The sequence below is a fragment of the Brevibacillus fortis genome, assembly GCF_046196545.1.
In the GTDB taxonomy this organism is placed as follows: Bacteria; Bacillota; Bacilli; order Brevibacillales; family Brevibacillaceae; genus Brevibacillus; species Brevibacillus fortis_A.
Map to the genome: position 1 here is coordinate 107197 of NZ_CP176370.1, position 25228 is coordinate 132424.

20 protein-coding genes are annotated in these 25228 nt (G+C 48.3%); 19 read left to right on the forward strand and 1 reads right to left on the reverse strand.

Going from position 1 to position 25228, the window contains the following annotated elements:
* The first annotated feature begins 72 nt into the window (after positions 1-72).
* From glmU to ACKKE8_RS00715, 12 genes are all read left to right on the forward strand, one after another.
* On the forward strand, positions 73-1458 hold the full coding sequence (gene glmU, locus ACKKE8_RS00660) for a bifunctional UDP-N-acetylglucosamine diphosphorylase/glucosamine-1-phosphate N-acetyltransferase GlmU (RefSeq protein ID WP_409176544.1): 1386 nt from the start codon (positions 73-75) through the stop codon (positions 1456-1458).
* A 22-nt stretch (positions 1459-1480) separates the two neighbouring features.
* Positions 1481-2431, forward strand: coding sequence for a ribose-phosphate diphosphokinase (locus ACKKE8_RS00665; RefSeq protein ID WP_007726399.1), 951 nt, complete (start codon positions 1481-1483; stop codon positions 2429-2431).
* 90 nt (positions 2432-2521) lie between these two features.
* Entirely contained in the window at positions 2522-3130 is a 609-nt protein-coding gene (locus ACKKE8_RS00670) for a 50S ribosomal protein L25 (protein ID WP_409176545.1), read from the forward strand.
* Positions 3131-3236: 106 nt separating this feature from the next.
* The gene (gene pth, locus ACKKE8_RS00675; RefSeq protein ID WP_047074477.1) at positions 3237-3806 is read left to right on the forward strand and encodes an aminoacyl-tRNA hydrolase; all 570 of its coding nucleotides are present in this window, start codon (positions 3237-3239) and stop codon (positions 3804-3806) included.
* Positions 3807-3867: 61 nt separating this feature from the next.
* Entirely contained in the window at positions 3868-4098 is a 231-nt protein-coding gene (locus tag ACKKE8_RS00680; protein ID WP_007726431.1) for an anti-sigma-F factor Fin, read from the forward strand.
* Between the two features lie 146 nt (positions 4099-4244).
* Positions 4245-7793, forward strand: a complete 3549-nt coding sequence (gene mfd, locus ACKKE8_RS00685) for a transcription-repair coupling factor (protein WP_409176546.1) — start codon at positions 4245-4247, stop codon at positions 7791-7793.
* 40 nt (positions 7794-7833) lie between these two features.
* On the forward strand, positions 7834-8901 hold the full coding sequence (locus ACKKE8_RS00690; protein ID WP_409176547.1) for a peptidylprolyl isomerase: 1068 nt from the start codon (positions 7834-7836) through the stop codon (positions 8899-8901).
* A 236-nt stretch (positions 8902-9137) separates the two neighbouring features.
* Entirely contained in the window at positions 9138-9680 is a 543-nt protein-coding gene (gene spoVT, locus ACKKE8_RS00695) for a stage V sporulation protein T (RefSeq protein ID WP_088910197.1), read from the forward strand.
* Positions 9681-9788: 108 nt separating this feature from the next.
* Positions 9789-11435, forward strand: coding sequence for a polysaccharide biosynthesis C-terminal domain-containing protein (locus tag ACKKE8_RS00700; RefSeq protein ID WP_409176548.1), 1647 nt, complete (start codon positions 9789-9791; stop codon positions 11433-11435).
* A gap of 27 nt (positions 11436-11462) precedes the next feature.
* Positions 11463-12935: a nucleoside triphosphate pyrophosphohydrolase gene (gene mazG, locus ACKKE8_RS00705; RefSeq protein ID WP_409179052.1), complete on the forward strand. Its 1473-nt coding sequence runs from the start codon at positions 11463-11465 to the stop codon at positions 12933-12935.
* Entirely contained in the window at positions 12922-13215 is a 294-nt protein-coding gene (locus ACKKE8_RS00710) for an RNA-binding S4 domain-containing protein (RefSeq protein ID WP_012683879.1), read from the forward strand. The genes mazG and ACKKE8_RS00710 overlap by 14 nt, the downstream gene beginning before the upstream one ends.
* 110 nt (positions 13216-13325) lie before the next feature.
* Positions 13326-15461 carry a GDYXXLXY domain-containing protein gene (locus ACKKE8_RS00715; RefSeq protein WP_409176549.1) on the forward strand — a complete coding sequence of 712 codons (2136 nt, stop codon included), beginning with the start codon at positions 13326-13328 and terminating at the stop codon, positions 15459-15461.
* 27 nt (positions 15462-15488) lie between these two features.
* On the opposite strand, the gene ACKKE8_RS00720 is transcribed toward ACKKE8_RS00715, so the two are convergent.
* Complete coding sequence (locus ACKKE8_RS00720; protein WP_409176550.1) at positions 15489-16769, reverse strand: MDR family MFS transporter; 1281 nt, start codon at positions 16767-16769, stop codon at positions 15489-15491.
* A 99-nt stretch (positions 16770-16868) separates the two neighbouring features.
* Here ACKKE8_RS00720 and ACKKE8_RS00725 point away from each other — a divergent pair, with 99 nt between their 5' ends.
* The 7 genes from ACKKE8_RS00725 to spoIIE all read left to right on the forward strand — a co-directional run bounded on the left by ACKKE8_RS00725 (position 16869) and on the right by spoIIE (position 25199).
* Complete coding sequence (locus tag ACKKE8_RS00725; protein WP_409176551.1) at positions 16869-18647, forward strand: ABC transporter substrate-binding protein; 1779 nt, start codon at positions 16869-16871, stop codon at positions 18645-18647.
* A gap of 60 nt (positions 18648-18707) precedes the next feature.
* A complete protein-coding gene (locus ACKKE8_RS00730) occupies positions 18708-20741 on the forward strand; it encodes a copper amine oxidase N-terminal domain-containing protein (protein ID WP_409176552.1) in 2034 nt (677 codons plus the stop codon).
* A 104-nt stretch (positions 20742-20845) separates the two neighbouring features.
* The gene (gene yabP / locus ACKKE8_RS00735) at positions 20846-21130 is read left to right on the forward strand and encodes a sporulation protein YabP (RefSeq protein ID WP_007726414.1); all 285 of its coding nucleotides are present in this window, start codon (positions 20846-20848) and stop codon (positions 21128-21130) included.
* On the forward strand, positions 21127-21699 hold the full coding sequence (gene yabQ, locus ACKKE8_RS00740) for a spore cortex biosynthesis protein YabQ (protein ID WP_409176553.1): 573 nt from the start codon (positions 21127-21129) through the stop codon (positions 21697-21699). The genes yabP and yabQ overlap by 4 nt, the downstream gene beginning before the upstream one ends.
* 18 nt (positions 21700-21717) lie before the next feature.
* Positions 21718-22026 (forward strand): septum formation initiator family protein, encoded by a 309-nt coding sequence (locus ACKKE8_RS00745; RefSeq protein ID WP_017246953.1) that lies wholly within the window; start codon positions 21718-21720, stop codon positions 22024-22026.
* A gap of 41 nt (positions 22027-22067) precedes the next feature.
* Positions 22068-22439, forward strand: coding sequence for a S1 RNA-binding domain-containing protein (locus ACKKE8_RS00750; RefSeq protein ID WP_409176554.1), 372 nt, complete (start codon positions 22068-22070; stop codon positions 22437-22439).
* Between the two features lie 285 nt (positions 22440-22724).
* Entirely contained in the window at positions 22725-25199 is a 2475-nt protein-coding gene (spoIIE, locus tag ACKKE8_RS00755) for a stage II sporulation protein E (RefSeq protein WP_409176555.1), read from the forward strand.
* Positions 25200-25228 lie beyond the last annotated feature (29 nt).

Sequence of the window (25228 nt, forward strand, 5' to 3'; positions counted from 1 at the left end):
TATCGATTGTCTTGAAATTCACATATGAATTAGGATATAGTCATTGTGGAACTTCTACGATGGAGGGTTGACATGTCTAAGATCCATGCCGTGGTTCTGGCTGCTGGTCAGGGTACACGGATGAAATCGAAGCTGTACAAAGTCCTGCACCCTGTGTGCGGAAAGCCTATGGTTCAGCATGTAGTCGATACGATGGCGTCCATGCAGGTTCAGGATATCGTTGTCGTCGTAGGTCATGGTGCTGACGCTGTCCGCGCCAAGCTAGGCGAGGATATCACTTATGCACTGCAAGAAGAACAGTTGGGAACGGCACATGCCGTTTCGCAGGCAGCGCCGTTTTTACAGGATAAAGAAGGAACTACGTTTCTTTTATATGGAGACGTTCCCCTCTTGTCAGCGACTACGTTGTCGGCCTTGCTGACCTATCACGAGGAGCAGCAAGCGGCTGCAACTGTATTAACCGCCGTATTACCTGATGCAACAGGTTATGGGCGTATCGTGCGCAATGAGGCGGGCGAAGTATTGCGAATCGTGGAACATAAGGACGCTACGGAAGCGGAACGGGCGATCAGAGAAATTAATACGGGCATATACTGCTATGACAACCGAAAATTATGGAAAGCCTTGGCGGAAGTGAAAAATGACAACGCACAAGGCGAATACTATGTAACGGACGTTGTTGGTATTTTGCGTGATGCAGGTGAAAAGGTAGTTGGATACGAAGCGATTGACCCGGAGGAAACGATGGGTGTAAACGATCGTGTACAGCTATCCGAAGCAGAAGCCTACATGAAAAAACGTATTATGACTGGTCACATGCGAAATGGTGTGACAATCATCGATCCAGCGTCTACGTACATCGAAACTGATGTGAAGATTGAGGCAGATACCGTGATCCACCCAGGTTCTTTCCTGCGTGGACAAACAACCGTGGGAGCTGATTGCGTAATCGGACCCCAAGCGGATCTGACGAATGTAAAAGTAGCGAGTGGCGTGACCATTTCTTACTCGGTAATGGTTGATTCGAGTGTGGAAAGCGACTCATCTGTTGGGCCATTTGCTTATGTTCGACCAGGATCACAGATTGGAAGCAATGCTAAAATCGGTGATTTCGTGGAATTGAAAAATGCGAAAATTGGTGACGGTACGAAGGTTCCTCATCTCAGTTATGTAGGAGATGCGGAGATCGGAGACGGAGTCAATATTGGCTGTGGAACGATTACCGTCAATTACGATGGGGCAGTGAAGCATAAAACAACAGTAAAAGATGGAGCATTCATCGGATGCAACAGCAATCTGGTTGCGCCCGTTACAGTTGGACAAAATGCTTATGTAGCTGCAGGATCGACCATTAATCAAGATGTGCCAGATAATGCGCTTGCGATCGCACGTGAGCGTCAAGTAAATAAAATCGATTACGCGAACAAAATGCCTCGCAAGGGCAAAAAGCAATCATAAACGGGAGGTTCTTGAGAAGATCATGGCTAACTACCGCGACCCAAAACTGAAGGTATTTACGTGCAACGCAAACCCGGAACTGGCAAAAGAAATCGCCGAACACATCGGTGTACCACTCGGAAACGCACAAGTAGTGCGCTTTAGTGATGGCGAATGCCAACTCAAACTCAATGAAAGCGTTCGCGGTTGTGACGTATTTGTCATTCAGCCAACGTCTGCTCCCGTTAATGAGCATTTGATGGAGCTTTTGGTCATGGTCGATGCATTGAAACGCGCTTCGGCTAAGAGTATTAACGTAGTAATTCCTTACTACGGTTATGCTCGTCAAGATCGTAAAGCACGTGCACGCGATCCAATCACGGCCAAGCTGGTTGCGAACCTGATCGAGACAGCAGGTGCACAACGTGTGATTACGATGGATCTGCACGCAACACAAATCCAAGGCTTCTTCGATATTCCGGTAGATCATCTGCTGGGTGTGCCTATCTTGGGTAAACACTTCTCTGAAAAAGGTCTGAAAGATATCGTTGTCGTATCTCCAGACCACGGTGGAGTGACCCGTGCTCGTAAATTGGCAGAACGTCTGGAAGCGCCTATTGCCATTATTGACAAACGTCGCCCAGAACCAAACGTAGCCGAAGTAATGAACATCGTAGGTAACATCGAAGGCAAAACAGCGATCATCATCGACGATATTATCGATACCGCTGGAACAATCACACTGGCTGCAAGTGCACTTGTAGAAGCAGGCGCACGTGAAGTATATGCATGCTGCACGCACCCAGTTCTGTCTGGTCCTGCTATTGAGCGTATTGCTAACTCGAAGATCAAGGAACTGATTGTGACCAACTCGATCCCGCTGACAGAAGAACAAATTATCGATAAGATTACCGTTCTTTCCGTAGCGCCAATCATTGGTGAAGCAATCATTCGTGTTCACGAAGAGCTTTCCGTAAGCAAGTTGTTCGATTAATATACAATCCCCTGTTAGGGGATTGAACTAAACCTCCGATGGACAAGCTAGTGAGGAAACTTTTACTAGCAGTCCGAAGGAGGTTTTTTTGTGGAACAATTACAGGCACAGTCTCGTGAAAAAAAGACAGGCAATGCTGTAAAGGTACTGCGCAACGAAGGCTGGATTCCCGGTATTATGTACGGCAGCGAAGTGGGCAATAAGCCGATTCAGGTCAAAGGAAGAGAGCTGGATGCGGCCCTGCGTCACCAGTCGACGAACAAGCCATTCCGGTTGAATGTAGACGGGAACACGTACGATGTCATGGTTTACGAGCTGCAACGGCATCCTTTGCAAGGGAACATTTTGCATGCAGATTTTAAGAAGATCAATATGAATGAAAAAATACACACGTCCGTACCTGTCCTCATGACAGGAGATCCGGAGCTGGGTGTGGCTACCCTTGTCCGCCACAGTGTGGAAGTGACTTGCTTGCCAGGTAATATACCAGAATCGTTCCTGGTCGATGTCGATGGATTGAATATTGGGGATGTTGTGCTGGTTTCCGATCTGAATGTCCCACCCGGAGTAGATCTAGGGCTGGAATCCACGGAAGTGCTGATCAGTGTACTGCCAGTGAAGGCCAAGTCTGAAGAATCGATTGATGCGGAGCAAGAAGCAGAGGCAGTGGCCGAAAAAGCAGGAACCGCTAACGAATAAAATCAGGGCATAAAAAAAGAAGGGCGAGGTGATTTCATCTCTGCCCTTCTACTTTTGTTCACGTAACCATTCGAGTACAATGGGGAGAGAGTAGGAGGGAATAAGCGTGAAAGTCATAATCGGATTGGGCAATCCCGGCAAAAAATATGAAGACACCAGACATAATGCTGGCTTTATGGCCATAGATAAGATTAGCGACAAATGGGGAATTCCTGTTACGCAAAACAAGTTTCGTGCACTCGTGGGCGAAGGCCGCATCGAAGGCGAGAAGGTATTGCTGGTGAAGCCGCAGACGTACATGAATCTCTCCGGTGAATCGGTAGCGGAAGTCCTCAAGTTTTACAAGCTGATCCCGGACGATCTCGTCGTCATCTACGACGATCTTGATTTGCCGACGGGACATCTTCGTCTGCGAGAAAAAGGCAGCGCTGGTGGGCACAACGGCATCAAGTCGATGATTCAGCATTTGGGCACACAGGAGTTTAAACGAATCAAGGTCGGAATCAGTCGTCCTGAACCAGGGCGGAGCGTCAGCGACTATGTTTTGAATACGTTTCCAGTGGCGGAAAGAGCCGACATTCAAGAAGCGGTGGGCTTGGCTGCTGATGCATGCGCCATGTGGACAAGAGAGTCGTTTTTAAAGGTCATGAACCATTACAACAGCTTGAAGAAGTAGTATGATTTCCCACCCAATCGTCCATACTAACCGATAGGAACAGTATGGGGGTGGTATGTGCATGAGCATACGCTATACATGTCGTTGCTGCGGCATGAAGATTGCAGAATTTGACGAATCGCAAGTAACAGAAGCGCAGCTCGGGTTTGATTCCTTGACCCCGGAGGAACGTGCTCTTATAATATCGAGAGAACAAAGTGGAGATACGGTCGTCAGCATCACGTGCGATTATTGCCGTGAAGCGCTGATTCAGCATCCAGAGCTTTCGCTAGTCGGAAACCCACTTCAATAAGTGGATACGGATTAGGAAGGCTTGCACTGACAAGGCCTTAGCTTGGGGAGCTAAGGCTTCTTTTCGCATGGCTGATCTGCGGTTGTTGTGAACGTCAGCGAGGCTCTGATTTTAGTTGATAGAAGAATTAGAGAGGGGATTAGTGAATGCAAGTCATCATTAACCCGATGAAACAGGACACGAACGTCGGGACAATCGTGGCTGGTTTGGAGAAGGGGCTACATGAGCAGCTTGTCTCTGGCTTAGCTGGTTCCGCCCGGCAAGTATTGATGGCGTCATTGCAACAAATGTCAGATCGTCCGGTCTGCGTAGTGACGCATAACATGTACCAAGCACAAAAAGTATACGAAGATTTGATCGAGTTGGTACCCTCTGATCAGGTGTTGCTTTATCCCGGTAATGAGCTGATTGGCTCTGAGCTTGCCATTGCCAGCCCAGAAATGCTGGCGCAGCGAATTCATGTATTCAACCGTCTGGCCCAAGGCTTTACGGGTTTTTTGGTTGCACCTTTTGCTGGCTTGCGTCGCTTGGTCGTCCCTCCGCAAGTATGGAAGGAAGCACAAATTCAGTTATCTGTCGGTGATGAACTCGATATTGAGTCCTTTTTACTCCGATGTATTGAGCTTGGCTATGAGCGAGTGGACATGGTCGAGCGCAAGGGAGAAATGAGTATTCGCGGTGGAATTATCGACTTGTATCCGATCGATTCGGAGTGGCCGGTGCGGATTGAGCTTTTTGATGTGGAGATCGATTCGATTCGTACGTTTGACATGCTCTCCCAACGGTCACTGGAATCCGTCCAGACTTATATTCTCGGTCCGGCAAAAGAAATGATCGCTTCGACCCCGTTATTGCAAGAATCGGCTGTTCGCTTAGAACAAAAGCTGGGAGAAACCATCGCCAATTTGAAGGATGGGGCTGCCAAGGAAAAAGTCATGGAGCGAATCGGCTCTGATGCAGAGAGAATGAAGCACGGACAGCGTTTTGCGCAGCTGTATTCGTACATCTCTGTCATTTACCCGACGGGTGATACCTTATTGTCCTATATGCCTTCCGATACCTTGCTGATCGTTGATGAGCCTTCCCGTGTGTTGGATACGGCAGCGCAATTGCAAAAAGAAGAAGGGGAATGGCTGACAGGACGCATCATCCAGGGCGAATATATGTCCAATCTCAGCCTGTCGCGCACGTACGACGAGATCATGTCGACGAAAAAGCGCCAGATCGTTTACCTCTCCCTATTTTTGAGACAATCACCGAAGACCCAGCCGCAAAATATCGTGAATCTGACTTGCCGCACCATGCAAAACTTCCATGGACAGATGAACGTACTGAAAACAGAACTGGCTCGTTGGAAGAAGTCCCAGGATCAGATCGTCTTTGTCGCAGCTGATTTGGAGCGTGCGAAGCGACTGGAGCGTGTCCTGCATGACTACGAAATGGAAGCGGATGTTTTAACAGATGCAGTGGAAACAGTGCCTCCGGGACGTCCTACGATCATTTTAGGAAACCTCCAGACAGGCTTTGAGCTGCCATTAAACAAGTTGGTTGTTATTACGGAAGGCGAAGTTTTTACAGCAAAACAGCGCAAGGCGCGCAAAGTTCAACAGACAATGAACAACGCCGAGCGTATCAAAAACTACCTTGAGCTTAAGCCCGGTGATTTCGTCGTCCACGTGAATCACGGGATTGGAAAATACCTTGGAATTGAAACCAAGGAAATTCTCGGAATTCATAAAGATTACCTTCATATTCAATACGCCGCAGGAGACAGTCTGTTTGTTCCGATTGATCAAATCGACCATGTGCAGAAGTACGTGGCGAGCGAAGAGGCACAGCCGAAGATTTACAGCTTGGGCGGCAGCGAATGGAAACGCGTCAAAAATAAAGTCCAGTCGTCCGTAAAGGATATCGCCGAAGATTTGATCAAACTGTACGCAGCCCGCGAAGCGGCTGTCGGTCATACATTCTCTCCCGACACGACAGAGCAGCGTGAATTTGAAGCGATGTTCCCTTATCAGGAAACACAAGACCAGCTCCGCGCGATTTCTGAAGTCAAAGCGGACATGGAGCGCAAACGTCCGATGGATCGCCTCGTTTGTGGAGACGTGGGTTACGGGAAGACAGAGGTTGCGATTCGTGCTGCCTTCAAGTCTGTCATGGACGGAAAACAGGTAGCCGTTTTGGTTCCAACTACGATTCTGGCTCAGCAGCATTACGAGACGTTCCGTGAGCGTTTTGCGGAATATCCGATCCGCGTGGAGGTATTGAGTCGATTCCGTTCGCGCAAAGAGCAGAATGCCACGTTAAAAGGACTGAAGGAAGGCACAGTCGATGTCGTCATCGGTACGCACCGTCTGCTTTCCAAAGACCTGACATTCCGCGAGCTCGGTCTGTTAATCGTAGACGAGGAGCAGCGCTTCGGCGTGAGCCACAAGGAAAAGCTGAAGCAGATCAAAACGAATGTGGATGTCATGACTCTGACCGCTACGCCGATTCCGCGTACCTTGCACATGTCGATGCTCGGTGTGCGTGATTTGTCTGTCATCGAAACGCCGCCAGAAAATCGTTTTCCGGTGCAGACGTATGTGATGGATTACAGCCCTGCTCTCGTTCGCGAAGCGATTGAGCGTGAGATGGCTCGCGATGGGCAAGTGTTCTTCCTCTACAACCAAGTACAAGGAATCGAACAGATGGCGGAGCAGATTTCTATGCTCGTTCCCGACGCGCGCATCGCTGTGGCGCATGGGCAGATGAACGAAAGCGAGCTGGAAGGCGTCATTCTCGACTTTTTGGAAGGGAATTTTGACGTATTGGTCAGCACGACGATCATTGAGACCGGGGTGGACATCCCGAACGTCAATACGCTGATTATTTACAATGCAGATAAAATGGGCTTGTCCCAGCTGTATCAGCTGCGTGGACGTGTAGGTCGTTCCAATCGAATTGCGTACGCTTACTTTACGTACCAGCGGGACAAGGTGCTGACAGAGGTAGCAGAAAAACGTCTGCAAGCCATCAAGGAATTTACCGAGCTCGGCTCTGGTTTCAAGATCGCGATGCGAGACTTGTCCATTCGTGGAGCGGGTAATTTGCTGGGCGCGGAGCAGCATGGTTTTATTAATACGGTCGGATTCGACTTGTACAGCCAGATGCTGAAAGAGGCCATTGATGAGCTGAAGGGCGAAGTCAAACACGAAATTGTCACACCTGTGGAGATCAATCTGCAACTGGATGCCTATATTCCGTCGATGTACATTACGGACAGCCGACAAAAAATCGAGATGTACAAAAAGTTTGTCGCGGTGTCTACATTGGAAGACGTCGACGATTTGGCAGAGGAGCTGCTAGACCGTTTTGGACCAGTTCCGAAGCCGGTTGATAATCTGTTGACCATTTCTCGTTTGCGTGTGTATGCCTTGAAGCACCACATCACCGAAATTAGCCAAAAGAATCCAGACGAGATTAAAATGTTCCTGCACCCTAGTCAGAACAACAACATCGATGGTGGAGCCTTGTTTACCCTTACCAGTAACTGGGGCAAGAGGGTTGGGCTGTCGGGTGGACAACAGATCACGATTGCTGTTAAAGTAAAGGGGTTAAAAGAAGATGAGGGCGTGCAGTTGGTTGAAAAGCTGCTGCGTCAATTTCACCAGGTGCGAAGAGACACCGGTACGGAGAGCCCTGTGTCATAACTGACAAAATGGGCTTGCCCGGGAAGGGAGAACCTTAATTATGAAACGTTCTGTAGCGATTCTATCTTCGGCTGTTCTGGTCGTTGCACTCATGACTGGTTGCGGCGGAAAAGCAGAAGAAGCGAAACAAGAATCAAAAACTCCAGCGAATCAGACAGATGGCAGCAATCAAGCTGCTAACGATCCTTTGGTACAATTCCCTAAACTCACTCTGCCTTACGCAGCAGACCAGAATGCGGTCATTGTGGAGTATCAAGGAGGAACTGTAACAGGAAAAGAGTTCGAAGAGTTTCTGCGTGTCATTAACTTCATGAACCCACAACAAGGTACCATGATTGAAATGGCAGATAGCAACGCATTGAAAGCATTTGCGCGTGAGTATACAGCTACCAAGGTTTTGGCTAGCCGTTCTGACGATGCCATGAAAAAAGAGTCCAAAGAACTCGCTGGGAAAACTTTCGAGAAAATCAAAACGCAGTACATGGGCTTTTTGGGCAAGGATGAAGCTCAGTTCAACAAGCTCTTGGAAGGCCAAGGCGTAACGAAGGACATGATCGTAAATCAGATGGACCTGATCAACCAGTCCATCAATGTGATGAAAAAGAATATCGAAGATGCTACGCTGAAGCAAACCTATGATCAAATGGACAAAACTTCCCGTACCGTTGCTTCTGTTCGCCACATCCTGATCTCTACCGAAAAGCGCACACCAGAAGAGGCGTTGAAAATCTCCAACGACTTGGTAGCGCGCCTGAAAAAGGGTGAGGACTTCGCGAAGCTGGCAACAGAGTTCACAGATGACCCAGGAAGCAAGCAGTCTGGCGGCTTGTACGAAAATGCGGATGTAACGCAATGGGTACCAGAATTTAAAGAAGCATCCCTGACGCAAAAAGTCGGTGAAGTTGGCCCGCCAGTAAAAACCGATTTTGGTTACCATATTATTAAGGTCGAGAATCGCAAAGAAAAGACCTTTGATGAGATGAAAGAACAGCTCCGCGCGAGTTCTTTGGAGAAAGCCTACGATGCTTTCGCCAAGAACGAGCTGGACAAGCTCATTACGAAATTCAACATCCCGCAGTCCAAAAATGATGCTCCGGCGAAGAAATAAGCAGTTCGATGAAAAACAGGGAATTCGTTTCCCTGTTTTTTCGTTTTCTCGCATATTCTTCAAACATGGGCAAATACTATTATCACTCGCTACCACCCGGGGGAGAGTAATTGAAGTAACTGGCAAAAATTGATACCATCACCCATAGTTAAAATTAGAATTTGAGGAAAAAATACAACTAACCAACCACCATCTATTCACTACCCACTTCTTACGGGAAAGCGAGGCAACAAGACATGAAAGCAACTGGTATCGTTCGTCGAATTGACGACCTCGGTCGGGTCGTGATTCCTAAGGAGATTCGTCGTACACTGCGCATTCGTGAGGGCGACCCGCTTGAGATTTTTGTGGATCGTGACGGAGAAGTCATTCTCAAAAAGTATTCACCGATTGGAGAATTGGGTGATTTTGCAAAGGAGTACGCGGATTCTTTGTATGAAAGCATGAATCATACCGTACTGATTTCAGACAGGGATACTGTTATTGCTGTGGCAGGTGCCTCCAAAAAGGAATACTTGGAGAAACCGATCGGCAGTATTGTCGAGAAGTGCCTGGAGGAGAGAAAGACCCGACTGGAGAAAAACGCAGGCTCTTATGAAATTTGTCGTGATATGAACGAGACGATGGGCTCGTTCGTCATCGCACCGATTGTTGCAGGAGGAGATCCAATTGGGTCAGTGATCCTCCTCAACAAAAACGAGTCAACGAAGATGAGTGATTTGGAGATTAAAATGTCGGAAACAGCGGCCGGTTTCCTGGCAAAGCAGATGGAGCAGTAGGATCGATCAGCAAAAACAGCCTCGTACCCCGGGGCTGTTTTTCTTGTGCCTATGGCCTTGTGGTATAATGAACGAAGTTTTAGGTTGGAGAGGAGAAATTTCACGCACATGGCTCAAGAAAAGGCTTCCGTTCAATTTGTGAAGGGCGCGGCGATACTTGGAATTGCCGGTCTTGTCTCCAAGCTTTTAGGCGCTGTATACCGCATCCCATACCAAAACATTGCCGGAGATATCGGCTTGTACGTATATATGCAAGTATACCCGCTGTACACCACGTTGTTGATTCTGGCGACGGCGGGTTTTCCCATCGCCATCTCCAAGATCGTCTCAGAGCGCGTCGCTGTCGGGGATGCGATCGGGGCGCGCAGGGCGTTTCGAGTAGCCAGTATATCGCTGGTCGTTCTCGGGTTCTTTTTCTTCTTACTGCTATATGGAGGGGCACCTATGATTGCCCGTATGATGGGTGATGAGCATTTGATTACCCCGCTCCGAGCGGTAGCTTGGTCACTGCCGTTGGTGCCGATGGTTGCGATCTTGCGAGGCTATTTTCAAGGACATCAAAATATGATGCCGACTGGCGTCTCTCAGGTCGCTGAGCAGTTCATTCGGGTGATTTTCATCCTGGTCGCTGCATTCTGGGCGATGAGCATGTATCAGGACCCGTACATGGCTGGTACAGGTGCCGTTTTTGCTGCTTTTCCAGGTGCCATTGCTGCTATTCTCGTCTTGCTTTGGTATTGGAGAAAAGACAAGCAGATGGGGCTAACGACCATCAATCAAGTGCAGCATTCAACCGCGAATTCGTGGACCAATCGCCAGATATTACGTCATCTCTTGACCTATGCCGTTCCGATTTGTATGGGCGCACTGGTTCTGCCGCTTGTTCCTCTTGTAGACTCGATGACCGTCGTCAATATGCTGCAATGGAGCGGGACCCCGGAGGACTTGGCCAAGCTGGCAAAGGGTGCATTTGACCGTGGTCAGCCACTCATTCAGTTTGGTACGTTTTTCGCCACGTCCTTGTCGCTGGCATTAGTACCTGCAATCAGTGAAGCTGTTGCCCAGCGCCAGCATCAATTGATCTCTCATCGTTCCGAAGTCGCAATTCGACTGACCTTCCTGTTGGGATTGCCTGCTTCCTTTGGACTGGCTCTGTTGGCGGAGCCGATCAACGTCATGCTCTACGGAGACAGCAACGGTACCGAGGCCCTCGCTGTACAGTCCTTCACGATTATTTTCGCCACAGTGAGTATTGCCAGCGCGGGGATTTTGCAAGGCTTGGGACGTGTAATGCGACCTGCCCGCAACCTGTTTATTGGTGTATTGGTGAAGCTCATCCTCAATCTGGCACTCGTTCCGTTCTGGGGTATCTCTGGTGCGGCAGTGTCCACTGTTTTAGCTTATTTGGTCGCCATGGGACTGAACGTTCTTGCGGTAAGCAAATACACGGGGGCACACATCGGATTCCGCCAAACGGTGAAAAAGCCATTCATCTCCGTCGTGGTGATGTCGATTGTCGTATTGCTGGTCGAGTGGCTCGCTAATACGGTGCTTGGCAGTGCCGGACTTTCGAATCGCTTGTTCCATACGCTGGTCGGATTGATTGCTGTCGGTTCGGGAGCATTGGTCTATTTGCTGGCGCTATTGAAAACGGGTGGACTCACGAGAAACGATATTCAATTTTTGCCAAAAGGGAAGCGAATTGCTTCGCTGTTAACGAAATATAAGCTCCTCCCAGCGGAGAAAGCGAGATAGAACGAAAAGGAGGCGTGGCGAGTGGAAATGAAGAATAAGACCATTACCGTAGTCGGTCTTGGTGCCGGAGATTTGGACCAGCTCCCTTATGGCATCTATCGTACGCTCAAGGCTGCTAAACAGCTGTATTTGCGCACGAAAGAGCATCCGGTCGTAGCCGAGTTGATCGCAGAAGGCATCGCGATTGAGTCCTTTGATGCTGTATATGAGCAGCACGATACGTTTTCCGATGTGTACACCGATATTGTGGAGCGGCTTTTTTCACGGGTAAACGAAGCAGGCAGTCTTGTCTATGCCGTGCCTGGTCATCCTTTGGTGGCGGAACGTACTGTGCAGCTGTTGTTGGCAGAGGGACCAAAACGTGGAGTAGAGATCGAAATTGGCGGTGGACAGAGCTTTATCGATCCGTTGTTTGCCCGCCTACATATCGACCCGATCGAGGGGTTCTCTTTGCTGGATGGGACGGCGCTCGCTGCTCATCAAGTATCTCCGGGTCTGCATACGATTATTGCGCAAGTGTACGATGCCTTTGTGGCTTCTGATGTGAAGTTGACCTTGATGGAAGTGCTGCCGGACGATTACGAGGTGACGGTAGCGACTGCCGTAGGGGTAGCGGGGCAAGAAATCATTGAGACAGTGCCGTTGTATGAACTGGACAGACTCGATCATTTCGGGAATTTGTCTCTGGTGTATGTACCGCCGACGAAGGACGAGAAGGTATCGTACCGCCAATTCTCCTACTTGAAGGAGATCGTGGCGATCCTGCGCAGTCCGGGTGGATGCCCGTGGGATCGGGAGCAAACACATCAAAGCATCCGCAAAAACTTGATTGAAGAGACGTACGAGGTTTTGGAGACGATCGACGACGATGATCCAGATGCGATGTGTGAGGAGCTGGGTGATTTGTTGATGCAAATCATGCTGCATTCGCAGATGGCAGCCGAAGACGGATATTTTTCGGTAGATGATGTTGTCGCGACGTTGAATGAAAAGCTAGTTCGCCGCCACCCGCACGTATTCGGGGAAAAGAGCGCGAATGATTCCGAGGAAGCGCTGGCGAATTGGCAGGAAATCAAAGCACAGGAAAAAGCAGCAAAAGGCATCGATGTAACGGTTCAATCACAGTTGGCGGGAATACCGCGTGACTTGCCAGCACTGATGTATGCGTACAAGCTACAGAAAAAAGCAGCCCAAGTCGGCTTTGACTGGGACGATATCGCAGACGTGTACAAAAAGGTAGAAGAGGAGTACCGCGAGCTGCAAGAAGCATCAGAGGAAGAACGCGCTGGCGAGCTGGGTGATTTGCTATTTGCGGTAGTCAATCTGGCGCGCTTCCTGAAGCTCGATCCGGAGGAAGCCCTCGCATTGACCAACAACAAGTTCAAGAAGCGCTTTTCCTATATTGAAGGCAAGCTGCAAGAGGCAGGTCGTACCTTCGAGCAGACAGACCTGCAAGAGATGGACAAATGGTGGGAGGAAGCCAAACATGAGACTCGATAAATATTTGAAAGTGTCTCGACTGATCAAGCGGCGCACGCTCGCAAAAGAAGTGTGCGACAAACAGCGTGTGGAAATCAACGATCGCCCTGCAAAGGCATCCAGTAACGTAAAAATCGGCGACAAGCTGGCGATCCGTTTTGGACAAAAAATCGTGTCGGTAAAAGTAGAGGACATCAAGGAAAACCCGCGCAAGGAAGAAGCGGCTTCGCTGTATACCGTCATTGGCGAAGTTCCCGTTCCGCGTGATGAAAAAGAAGAAGACGCCTACCTCAAAGGGTAATGTGTGCGCGAAAAGAGACTGCCGAGATGGCAGTCTTTTTTTAGGCTTTTTTCCCAATCAAAGGATATAATGAGAGTACCTGAAGGCATTTCCGAAGGGATGTGTGCTGTATGCAACAAAACGGAGTTCGAACGGGCTACTTTTTGTCCATTTCGCTTCTGTTATCATCTATCCTGTACTTTTTTGCCTCGAACTGGCCGCTCATGGTCAGGGAACAAAAGATCGGCGTCAGTGTGGCAATCCTCGTTCTTTTTTATTTGTTATCCTATGGACTGCGTTTCATTAAGCGACATTCGTTTTTGAGCGATTGGCTTCTGGTGGCTGGAGGCTTGGCTTTTGGCATCAGTGTGGCTTTGTTGGGGCAAATATACAATAGTCATGCCGATAGCTATATGCTGTTCGTCGTATGGCTCATTCCGAATTTGCTATTCGCGATTTTCACGCGCTATCAGCCATTCTATGTCATCAGCTATGTCCTCGCTCATTTGGCGATTTACTTCTTTCTCCATCCATCAGTCATTCATGTAGCGCGTGAAGACGAGTGGTGGTTCATGATTTTTTGGTTGATTGCCTTGGGAAATATGGTCTTGTTCTGGCTAACCACGACAGGAAGACTACATTCTAAACCGATCTACTACTTATCTTTTCTTACCTTTTCCGTCAGTCTTTTCTGGTCATCTTTCACGGAGGTATACGGCTCGTTTCCTGAGCTTTTATATGTCCTGACGGGCGGGATCCTGTTTGTCACGTTTTTAAAATGGGTGCCGAGTCGCGGGTTTTTGATTGTGACGGCCTCGCTGCTCTCGCTGTTTGTGCTCGTTACATTCATATCCTACATGGTGAAGTATTTCTCAGAAGGCTTTTTTGTTTTGATGCTGCTGCTGGCCGCACTCATTGTTTGGGGAGCAGTTGCAGGGATTAATTGGCTGCGCAAGGAATCAGCGTATCAAAAAAGCAAATGGGTGGTGTTTTTTCAAGAGGCATTCACGGTTCTCGTCACGACAATCGCCGCATCCATTGGAGCCATTTCGATAGCAGGTCTGCTTTTTCTGATCATTGAAGAGGAAACCGTTATTTATTTACTGTTTTTCCTTTCATTAATTGCCTTTATTGGCCCTGTGGTATTTATGAAAGGGATGAATGCAACGGTACGATATACGCTACTCACAATGGGGTATATATTGGGTGTCGGTTCTGTTCTCTTTTTAGAAGGAGCTTACTGGATCGTTTTCCTGTTGGTACTGTTATACGTGTGGAAAGCTGTCTCTGCCATTCCGGCGCGGCTTTTGACACAGCTGACCTTTTTAGTCGTCCTGGCTACGAAGTTGAATGAGTACCTGCCTTCCTTTGAATCCGTGCTCTTGATCATATTTGCTACGCAGCTGGCGATGCATTACGTAAAGCAATTGCCAGTCGTTTTGCAAAACAGCTCGTTGGTGTATGCCTTACTCTCGCTTTTGATCCTGACAGAGGAAGGGTTTCAATCGGGCTCCATGAATGTGATCGTGAATCTGGCTTTTTTCGTAGTCAGCACGTATTTGTTGTATCGGACATTGCATCAGCAAAATAAGGTGAGATTCGGAATTGTACTCGGTTTCTGGTTTGCCTTTCTCCTCATGAAGTACTACGACATGCTATGGAGCTTGCTGCACAAGTCACTGAGCCTGCTTTTGCTCAGTCTGGTGTTTTTCATCGCTACCCTGTGGTGGGATCGAAGGTCGAAATTCGAGTGGCCGAGAAGCGAGCCTTCCCTTTTTGTGAGAAAAGCGCTTGTGTTGCTTCCTGTCATTTTGCTGCAATTTGTTTTGATTGGCTATCAAGTATGGAGTAGTGAGACGATCCTGGCCAACGGAAAAACGGTGAAGCTGGAGCTGGTTCCAATCGATCCGCGTTCGTTGCTGCAAGGTGATTATGTAAGGCTTAACTACACCATATCCACATTGGATCGAGAAGAGATTGACTCGGAGGATAAGATTCGTGTGGTACTCCGCCAACAAGCAAATGGATTGTACAACTACAGTGGCTTTTATGAGATCGGTGGTCGATGGAATCGTACCTACGAGCCTCATTCATCGGATGTGATGATTAATGGAAACACAATCGGTGGCAGTCGAGTGGAATACGGCATAGAAAGCTATTTTGTCCCAGAAGGAACCGGACTTGAAGTGGAGCGGAATGCTAAATACGCGATCGTGAAAATTGGCGAGAGAGGCGATGCTATCCTGGAGAGCCTGTCGAACCAGTAGATATTCCAAAAGAAGAAGCTGCCTGTGTCATCGGGCAGCTTCTTTTGCGTGAGGAAGTAAACGTTCTTTGGAATCCATTTGCAACACGATCGAGCGGGTGAGGATAACGCCTAAGATCCCCAGCGAAAAGATGAGGAGTGCCATTAGATAGGAAGGGAGGACAGCTCCCAAAGTGATACCGACTGCCCCCATGATCCGTGCGCCGGGCACAACGAGTCCGTTCACAGCCATATAGGAGCTACGCAAATCATCTTTTACAATTTGCGCCAGATAGGTTTGGCGAATGGGAGCGTGAATCAGCTCGCCCATCGTGCTTATAAGCACCGCGGCCAGGATAACGATAAGGGAGTTGCTGTACATGATCAGTGAGTACCCGGCAATATACATAAGCCCACTTATATACAAGGCAGGAGCTTCTTTCAAGTGCTCGATGAGCTTGGTGACGGCAAGAGAGAACAATACCACGAGCAGCGTATTTTCGAGCTGGATCAGGCTGAATATTTTGATGCCGGTCAGTTCAACAGTAAACCAGTCAAACAAGCTAAAGCTCCGGGGTGCAAACTCCTGAGCAAGCCTGACAGCGATGTAGTTAGGTGTTTGGAATTCCGGTGCAAAGATGAGCATGCCGCTTAGTGAAAAGAGGATGAAACGACGGTCAGTCATTACAAGCTTGTAGCTTGCGACCATATCCCGTAAGATACCTGTCCCCGTTCTGACATGGTTCATTGGCTTTGGCTGGTACGATTCCTTGATCGAAAAAGCGATAATCACAAGTGTGAGAAAGCTGATAACCGTTAGCACGAGGAGCAGTTCAAAGCGATGGGTAGCAAACAAGAGACCTCCCACCACAGAACCTAGCGCAATCGATAAGTTGTTGGACCAGTAGTTGATGCCGTACATATACGTACGGTTTTCTTTCGTACTGACATCGATGAGCATCGCATCTGCGGCGGGGTTAATCATTCCGTTACTCGCATTCTGGACGAGCATCATGGCAAACGTGAGCCAAGCAGAATCGAGCCACGGGGAGTTCGCTGCCATCATGATGAAGAGAGCGAAGCACTGAATCCATTGCCCGTATACCATCACTTTTTTTCTGCCCCAACGATCAGCCAGGTAGCCGCCGTAGAAGCCCATCAAGATTTGTGCACATACGGTCAGGACTAACAGGAGCCCTGTTATAGCAGGACCGAGCTTGGCAGAAAAGTAGATGGCCATAAAAGGGAAGATCATATTTCCCACCAGACGTGTCAGAAAGGAAGTCACGATTCGTATGCGGATGTTGGGATGGAGTTGCGAAAAGCTCATGGGGACGACCTCCTTTTTTTCCAATTGTAGCTATGAAAAGGAGAATAAAAAGAGTAAGATTCCTCTATGAATTTCACCTTTTAAGGAATGAGATACCTTATGAAAAGCAATGAGCACTTTATGCAGATGCTACTCGGGTTATCAGAATGGGAGACGGGGCGCGAACAAAAGATCGGTATACAAGAGTTGTCCCAGCTTTTATGCTGTACGCCCCGCAATGTGAAACTGATTCTGCGCAAATGGGAGAGTGAGGGGCTCCTTTTATGGAAGGCAGGCGTAGGACGGGGAAATCATTCGAGACTTACGATTCTCTGCGATATCACTGACTTTTTGGTCAGTTACTTTCAGAAGCTATTGATGGACGGAAACGTTGGGGAAGCAGTGGAGCTTTTGCATCATAAAAATTTGCCTGCGGGTCCGAAGCGGCTTTTGCAGGAAAAGTGGGACAGTCAATTCGGATTTGTCGCGGAAGAGAACGATAAGAGACGTCAGGAAATTTTACGTATTCCACGTGAACGAGCTTTTTCAACCATCGATCCCGCATTCGTAGCCGTAGCGGCTGAGAGTCATTTTATCCAGCAAATCTGCCATACGCTCGTCATTTTCGATTTGCCTACACAAGATTTTAAGCCCCAGCTAGCCTACGCTTGGGAAAGCAATCTGGATATGACTGCTTGGACCTTTTATTTACGAAAAGGAGTTCGCTTTCACCATGGTCGTGTACTGACAGGAGAAGACGTAGCCTATACCGCTCAGCGACTGATTGAGCTAGATTCACCGTTTCGTTGGCAAGTGGAAGATATCGATTGGATCGAACAGCGAAATGACGGGGCCATTACTTTTTATCTACGGAAGCCAAACGGTTTTTTCTTGCATTTGGTATCTTGCATCGGGATGTCGATTTTGCCGCATGATGTGCCGTTTTCGGAGTCTGCGATTGTAGGGACAGGCCCGTTTCGGATGGTCGAATTTACAGAGGATCGGTTGGTATTGGCAGCGTTCGACGACTATTATCGGGAGCGGGCGATTCTGGATCGGGTAGAAATCTGGCGAGTACCGGGATCATGTTCTTCGAAGCAACGGTATCAACTCTCGCTGGCTGAGGATGAAGCGACGGAAGATGATAGCAAATCTTTGGAGGTTCAAGAGGTAGGCTGTCACTATCTGAACTTCAACTTTCGAAAACCAGGTATTCAGCACGACTTCGCTTTTCGCCAGGCAATCAAACTTTTGATCGACCCCGTACAAATGATTCGAGACTTGAAAAAAGATACGTTTACGCCTGCCGGAAGCTTTTTGCCTGAGAGAAGCCAACACATGCACTTTTCCTCACATACCATAGAGGAAGCGGCTCGTTGGCTACAAAAAAGTGCTTATCAGGGCGAGGCTGTCTTGTTGAGTTTCAACGACGCGAAAAAAGTGAGAGAAGAAGCAGAGTGGCTTCAGGAGAGGTGTCAGCGGGTTGGTATTCGACTTGAATTGCAGGGCGTCACGAAAGATCAGTTCCTGTCGTACGATACAGCTCAACAGGCCGATATGGCTATGATGGGAGAAGTCCTGCAACGTGATATCGAGCTGGGGCTGATGGAGGTATATAAAAACAAATGCTCCTTGGTGCATCGTTTTTTAGATGATGATAGGCTGGCGATTGTTGAGGAGCGAATGTCAAAAATTCTTCAACTACAGGACAGCAAAGAACGTATGCGCGCTTTGGAAAAGATGGAGGACACACTTAGGGATGAGGCGTGGTTGCTTTTCCTGTACCATGCGAAGCGATTCGATCACTACCATCCCGCCTTGCAAGGAATTGCGGTCGATTCGTTTGGATGGGTCGACTTTTCCAAGCTGTGGGTAAAATCATTCGTTACCAGTCTGTAACCCTTTCCTGCCGAACATTTCCTATCATAGTAGGGAATTGTAGAGAAGGAGGCGTTACCGTTGAACAAAAGCGTAAACAAAGGGATCTCAGTGCTGCTGGCCACTGCGGTACTGGTAAGTCCACTGATGCTCGAGCCAAAAGCGGCTTATGCTCTCTCTATCGAGGATGTTTCTGCAGACAATACACGTGTGGACGAGGAAACAGAATATACGATTGAGTTTGAAATCAATAAGGACCTATCATCGGGTGACAGTATTTTCGTTAGGTTCCCATCTGACTATTCGGTGGATAAAAAATTGAAAAAATCGCACGTCACGCTAGAAGATGACGACGATGACGAAATTTCGATCGACAGCGTATACGTAAGCAAGAATGTGGTCGAGATTGAAGTCGATGAAAAGATCAAAAAAGGCACTGTGCTCACACTGACCATTGATAATATCACCAACCCGGAAGACAAGGGCAGCTACGAAATCGAAGTCAAAACAAGTGCGGAGACCAGCTACAAGGGCGAAAAGATTACGATCAGCAAATCTTCGAGCAGTAGCAGCAGTAGTAGCAAGGGTGACTTCGAGGCTTCCCATAGCAGCAAAAATGCCGAGGACACCATCTCTTTAACGCTCGGAAAATTTAGTCTCTCCTCGAAAAGCAAGCTGAAAGAGGGCAAATACATTTATGTGAATTTCCCTTCCAAGGACATGCTGCCAAAAAGCATCAGCAAATCTGATGTGAAGGTAAACGGGTACAAACCGGATTACGTCTCTATTCTCGACAACGACTCGATTCGGATTGAGATTCCGAGTGGTGCAGACGGAGATAGCTACATAAAGCTGGAGTTTACCTCTTCTGCGGGGATTGTAAACCCATCGAAACCAGACAAGTACTATTCGTATGAAGTCGAATACGACAGCAAAGAATACAAGTCAAAAGATGTAGAGATTACAAACACAAGCAATACGCCATTCACCGTTTCTTTGTCGGACAGTTCAGCGGGAGCGCGTACGAGCTATACGTTTGATATGGATCTTTCCTCCAAGCTGGGGTCGAACGTAGAAATCGAGGTCGAATTCCCAAGTGGGGTAACCGTTCCTCCGATTCTTACCAGCAACAGCGTCACCGTCAATAATGCTCAAGTGACGAATGTAAGCGTGTTGGGGAATAAGGTTTATTTCCGTACCCCTTACGGATTCAGTAGCACGAATCGCGCGACCATCAAGTTTGCATTCGAAGGCTACTTGACCACTCCGAGAACAGCGGGAACATATACCGTGACGGCCAAACTCGACAACAAGACCTATAAGTCGAAGGAATTTCAAGTTTCCGGAGTGACTCCTCCAGTTGCGGTGGATAATACATTGGCAACGGTTGGGCTGACGAGAGCGACTGCCTCTACTCCTGCTGGTATTTCAATCGGCATCAAGGCGATGGGTGCTCCGATTGTTCGCAATCAAGGCTTCATTGAAGTCGTACTCCCAGTTGGCTTCCGTGTTCCAGCATACTTGCCAGCAAACACAGTAACGGTGAATGGTGTGGCGGCTAGCTTTGTTGGTGTGCGCGGACAAAATCTGATTATTATTCCTGCCCAGGATATTCCGGCAAAAACAGCAGCTCAGGTCAATATCGCCGAGACTGCTGGCATTGTAAATCCGGCTACGCCAGGTGTGTACAGCATTGGCGTCTACAACTCTGAGGAGAGAGGCTTGCTCTTCTCTCGTCCGGCGACCATCGTGGCTCTGAATGGCGTGAGCTTCAAGCAGAACGTCGCTTCCTTTACGAAGGCTGGTAAAACAACCGGACTCGCAGTGGCACCGTATACCGTAAATGGCAACACGCTGATGCCAACTACGTTTTTCCGGGATGCCCTCGGGTTTTCGATCAGCTACACCAAAACGACTGCCAAAGTCGTGAGCGGCAATACGGTTATGCAATTCAAGGTCGGTTCAAACGTAGCGACCATCAATGGCAAAAATGTAACGCTGCCTGCAGCGGTTCAGCTGAAAAACAACGTTCCTACCCTGCCTCTTAAAACCATCACGGAGCGTACTGGTTACAAAATCATCTATGTGAACGGGAACTACACCGTTTACAAGTAAGGATAATTAGACGAAAACCCCGTATAAATACGGGGTTTTTTGTTCTAAGAGGACATCCCTCCCCATACGATAGTACAAGAAGGGTACGTGAGGAGGGAGTAATCATGAACGATCACACGAGACGGCCACGTCATGAAGTCGTGATGATTAATCGTCGCAGCTTAGCGATATCGGGAGTAAAAAACGTCGAAAGCTTTGACAGCGAAGAATTCCTCTTGGAGACGGACGGCGGCTTTTTAACTATACGAGGCCAAAACCTGCATATGAAAAATCTGAGTTTGGAAACCGGAGAAGTAGCGATCGAGGGGCTCGTTCACGAGATGGCCTATCTGGAGCAAGGGCAGGCCGGCGATCGGTCGAGAGGATTCTTCGGCAAGTTATTCAAGTGAACATCGTCATCCAGTTACAGACGGTATTGGCCATGTCGACGTGTGGTGCACTGATGGGTATGGGATTTGATACGTACCATGTATTTAAGGGCAAGGCCAGACTGCCACTCTGGTTGGTCTTTTTCTTTGACATCCTTTTTTGGGTGGGCAGTATGGGTGCTGTCTTCTTAATTTTGGTGAAAGTGAACGACGGGATTATTCGGTTTCCGATATTTTTTGGAATGATATTTGGCGCGTGGCTGTACTTCTTAATAGGTAGTAAGAAGTATATCCTTTTCTTGCACCGCGTGATAAAATTCTGTCAGTGGTTTTACCGTACGGTCGTAAAAATTATAGACATCCTGCTTGTACGTCCTGTGCTCTTTCTTTTCCGAGTGATCATCATGGTGCTGACATTTTTGTATTCCGTGTTGCTCGCGATTCTCGGCTTTTTGTGGAAAGTGACGCGTTTTGTCACCTCCCCTTTTGCCAGATGGGGTCAACATTTGTGGAAAAAAATGTACGGAAAAACAACAGGAATTTGGACCAATTGGAAGAATTGGTTTCACTCAAAGAGAAAGCGGGAGTAGATTCGAGGTGGCGTACTGATGAAGGAAGCAAGAACCTCTTCCATTAACCGAAAAGGGCAAAGAAGGAGAATGCGTCTCTTTTTCTTTGTGATCCTGTGTTTTTTCGTCTGGACTAGCTATACATTGTTTTTGCAAAGTGGCGAGTTGTCCAAGAAGGAGACGGAGCTGGAAGCCCTGAAGCAAGAATCAGCGATCTTGCAGCAAAAACAAGAGGATCTGACCTATGAAGCAAGCCGGCTAAACGATCAGGAGTACTTGGCAGAGCTGGTCCGTAAGCGAATTTTGTTTACCAAGCAGGGCGAAAGCATCTATATCATTCCAGATTGAGTATACAGCTGATCTTCAACGAGAGGGAGGCATTCCACATCATGGAGATCGAGGTCGGGAGCATACTGGAAGGGAAAGTCACGGGTATCACCAAATTCGGAGCGTTTGTACAGCTGCCAGGCGATGTGACCGGACTGGTGCATATTAGTGAAATTGCTGACGTCTACGTCCGGGACATCCATCAATTTTTAAAAATAGGGGACACGGTAAAAGTAAAAGTCCTCAGCCTCCGTGATGGTAAAATCGGGCTCTCTATCAAAAAAACAATGGAAAAGGAACGGCCACCCCGCTATCAACGGGAGCGAAGAGAAGGCTTTGAAGAAAAGCTGAACCGTTTTTTGAAGGAAAGTGAAGACAGGCAGTCCTCCTTGAAGAAAGGCGTAGAGAAAAAGGGCCGCGGTCGGTCTTTTTGATTCCGAAAATTATGACTTTTCTTTCTTTGTGAAAAGCGCATTTTGACTGTAAAAATAGGAAGGTCATTTCAAAGTCTTGACGAATAAAGTATCCTAAGCCCGTTTCGCAAAGCGCGAATCACCTGTCAGCCGACGTTATCCGCCATAACGTCGGTTTTTTTTGTCCGTTTTCGCTACTGAATTTGTCGCACGATTCTGTGAATATTCATTGGATTTTTGACAAATTTTACAATGCCCCCTCCGTATAATGGAGAAACACATTGACCAAGAACGGGGTGGAGCGAAATGATTGCGAACAAAAACGTAACACAAGCCGGACAGGCTTGGACGCGCCAAGTGTCCGATCGAATGGGTACCACTGCCCAGACGTGGGGAGAAAAAGTAGCAGATTTCATAGAGAAGTGGAATGTTCTCCCCATCCTCATGGGCTTCTTATTAGGACGAGCTCTAATCGTGGAAGAGCTAACCCCCTTTGCTATACCGTATTTCATTGTCATGTTCTATATTCGTCGAGATTGTTTGCTTGTCACGGGGATGGCTCTTATTATCGGTGCTTTTACCCAGTCGGTGCCTGTTGGACTGGAAACCGCCTTGAGCGTGATACTTGCCTTGTTTGCCTGCAAGCTGATGAATAAAATGCGCAAGAAAGATTTTTCACGGACGCCTTTGCTGGTCGTCGGGACGATATTCATCAGCCGTCTGTTGTATGCGGTTCTGACCAATCAGGTAACGACCTACGAGCTGGTGATGGTAGCAGTGGAAGCGATTCTTGGCTTTGTACTGACGCTCATCTTCATCCAATCCTTATCGATCATTCATTTGGCGAAGCCTTACGAACCTCTCAAAAATGAAGAGATCGTTTCGTTAGTCATTTTACTGGCTTCCTTGATGACGGGTACTGTGGATTGGTTGGTCGAAGGCATTTCGATGGAGCATGTACTTACACGCTATTTGCTGCTCGTCTTTGCTTTTGTCGGTGGTGGCACGATCGGTGCGGCTGTTGGTGTGGTCACAGGCCTCATCCTCAGTCTGGCTAATGTGAGTGCTCTTTTACAAATCAATCTGCTTGCTTTTTCCGGTCTTTTGGCAGGCTTGCTGAAGGAAGGCGGCAAAGTGGGCGTATCTGCAGGCTTGCTGATTGGTACGGCTATCCTTGCGATTTACGGTGGAGCAGAAGAGACACTCTACTACTCCTTGATTGAAACCTCTCTGGCGATTGTGCTCTTCATTCTGACCCCTGCTGCACTTTGGAAAAAAGTAGCCCGATTTATCCCCGGGACTCCCGAGAATCAACAATCCCATCAAGAATACATGCGCAGAGTCCGCGATGTGACAGCGGGCAAAATCCAGCAATTCTCCGATTTGTTTACGCAACTCTCCCATAGCTTTGCCCAGACAGCCGATCCTGAAGAAATAGAAGAACAGGCCGATGCCTTTCTCAGCCGCGTATCTGAATTCACCTGCCAGAAATGCTGGAAAAAAGAACAATGCTGGGAAAAAGATACGCAATCGACCTATGAGGGAATGCGCTTTTTGATGGAAAAAGTGTACGAGCATGGTACCTTGGCAGGCGTTACTCCGCCACGTGATTGGGAGCGCAAGTGTGTCAAAACCGAAAAGGTCATGACTGTAATGGAGCAGGAATACGATCGCCAGCAATCGTTTGACCAACTGAAAAAGCAGGTAAAAGAAAGCCGGATGCTTGTAGCTGACCAGCTCTCGGGAGTCTCGCGTGTCATGAGTGATTTTGCCCGGGAAATACAACGGGAGGGAATGGAACTGAGTTTTCAGGAAAAGCAGGTCTCACAAGCATTGGAGGGCTTGGGTCTGTCGGTGCGCCGCGTAGAAATACACAGCTTGGAAGAAGGGAAGGTCGATATTGAAATCAGTCAGCCGACTTGCTATGGCCGTGATGAATGCGCGAAGATCGTGGCTCCCATGCTCACGGAGATTTTGGGAGAAAACATTGTGGTTCGCGAGCGGCATTGTGAAGCGCAAAAAGACGGTTCATGCACGATGTGCCTTGCTTCCGCCAAAACGTATGAGATCGATATCGGGGTCGCAGGTGCAGCCAAGGACGGCAAGCTATTATCTGGTGACAGCTTCCGCACGATGGATTTGGGTAATGGAAAAATGGCGCTGGCGATCAGCGATGGAATGGGAAATGGCGAGCGGGCATCTATAGAGAGTCAGTCGGCCCTCGATATGCTCCAACAGCTTCTACGATCTGGTATGGACGAAAAAATTTCGATCAAAACCGTTAACTCCGTGCTCGCCCTGCGCTCCAAGGAGGAAATGTTCGCGACGGTGGACTTGGCTCTGATCGATTTGCAAACAGCTCATACCCGTTTTGTAAAAATCGGCTCCACCCCGAGCTTTGTCAAAAGAAATAAAGATGTCATCACAATCACCGCCAACAACCTGCCGGTGGGGATTTTGGAAGAAATCGAGGTGGATGTCGTATCTCGTATGCTCAAGCCAGGTGATTTGCTCGTCATGATGTCTGATGGCATCTATGAGGCGCCGCGCCATATTGAGAATAGGCAAGCGTGGATGAAGCGAATCATCAGCGAACTGGAGACGAATGATCCACAGGAGGTTGCTGATTTACTGTTGGAAAAAGTCATTCGCCAGCATTCCGGACAAATTGTCGATGACATGACCGTGTTGGTGGCGCGAGTTGACCGCTTTGTACCACAGTGGGCTGCCATCGCGGTGCATGGGATGGAAAAGCTCGAGCGTCCACGGATTGTGAGTTAGGAGTATGTTTTCTCTATTACCCGTCGATA

Excerpts from the sequence above, each read along its gene's own strand:
- glmU (WP_409176544.1), top strand. The coding sequence starts at position 73 with ATGTCTAAGATCCATGCCGTGGTTCTGGCTGCTGGTCAGGGTACACGG.
- ACKKE8_RS00665 (WP_007726399.1), top strand. The coding sequence starts at position 1,481 with ATGGCTAACTACCGCGACCCAAAACTGAAGGTATTTACGTGCAACGCA.
- ACKKE8_RS00680 (WP_007726431.1), top strand. The coding sequence starts at position 3,868 with ATGAGCATACGCTATACATGTCGTTGCTGCGGCATGAAGATTGCAGAA.
- mfd (WP_409176546.1), top strand. The coding sequence starts at position 4,245 with ATGCAAGTCATCATTAACCCGATGAAACAGGACACGAACGTCGGGACA.
- ACKKE8_RS00690 (WP_409176547.1), top strand. The coding sequence starts at position 7,834 with ATGAAACGTTCTGTAGCGATTCTATCTTCGGCTGTTCTGGTCGTTGCA.
- spoVT (WP_088910197.1), top strand. The coding sequence starts at position 9,138 with ATGAAAGCAACTGGTATCGTTCGTCGAATTGACGACCTCGGTCGGGTC.
- ACKKE8_RS00700 (WP_409176548.1), top strand. The coding sequence starts at position 9,789 with ATGGCTCAAGAAAAGGCTTCCGTTCAATTTGTGAAGGGCGCGGCGATA.
- mazG (WP_409179052.1), top strand. The coding sequence starts at position 11,463 with ATGAAGAATAAGACCATTACCGTAGTCGGTCTTGGTGCCGGAGATTTG.
- ACKKE8_RS00710 (WP_012683879.1), top strand. The coding sequence starts at position 12,922 with ATGAGACTCGATAAATATTTGAAAGTGTCTCGACTGATCAAGCGGCGC.
- ACKKE8_RS00715 (WP_409176549.1), top strand. The coding sequence starts at position 13,326 with ATGCAACAAAACGGAGTTCGAACGGGCTACTTTTTGTCCATTTCGCTT.
- ACKKE8_RS00720 (WP_409176550.1), bottom strand. The coding sequence starts at position 16,769 with ATGAGCTTTTCGCAACTCCATCCCAACATCCGCATACGAATCGTGACT.
- ACKKE8_RS00725 (WP_409176551.1), top strand. The coding sequence starts at position 16,869 with ATGAAAAGCAATGAGCACTTTATGCAGATGCTACTCGGGTTATCAGAA.
- yabP (WP_007726414.1), top strand. The coding sequence starts at position 20,846 with ATGAACGATCACACGAGACGGCCACGTCATGAAGTCGTGATGATTAAT.
- ACKKE8_RS00745 (WP_017246953.1), top strand. The coding sequence starts at position 21,718 with ATGAAGGAAGCAAGAACCTCTTCCATTAACCGAAAAGGGCAAAGAAGG.
- ACKKE8_RS00750 (WP_409176554.1), top strand. The coding sequence starts at position 22,068 with ATGGAGATCGAGGTCGGGAGCATACTGGAAGGGAAAGTCACGGGTATC.
- spoIIE (WP_409176555.1), top strand. The coding sequence starts at position 22,725 with ATGATTGCGAACAAAAACGTAACACAAGCCGGACAGGCTTGGACGCGC.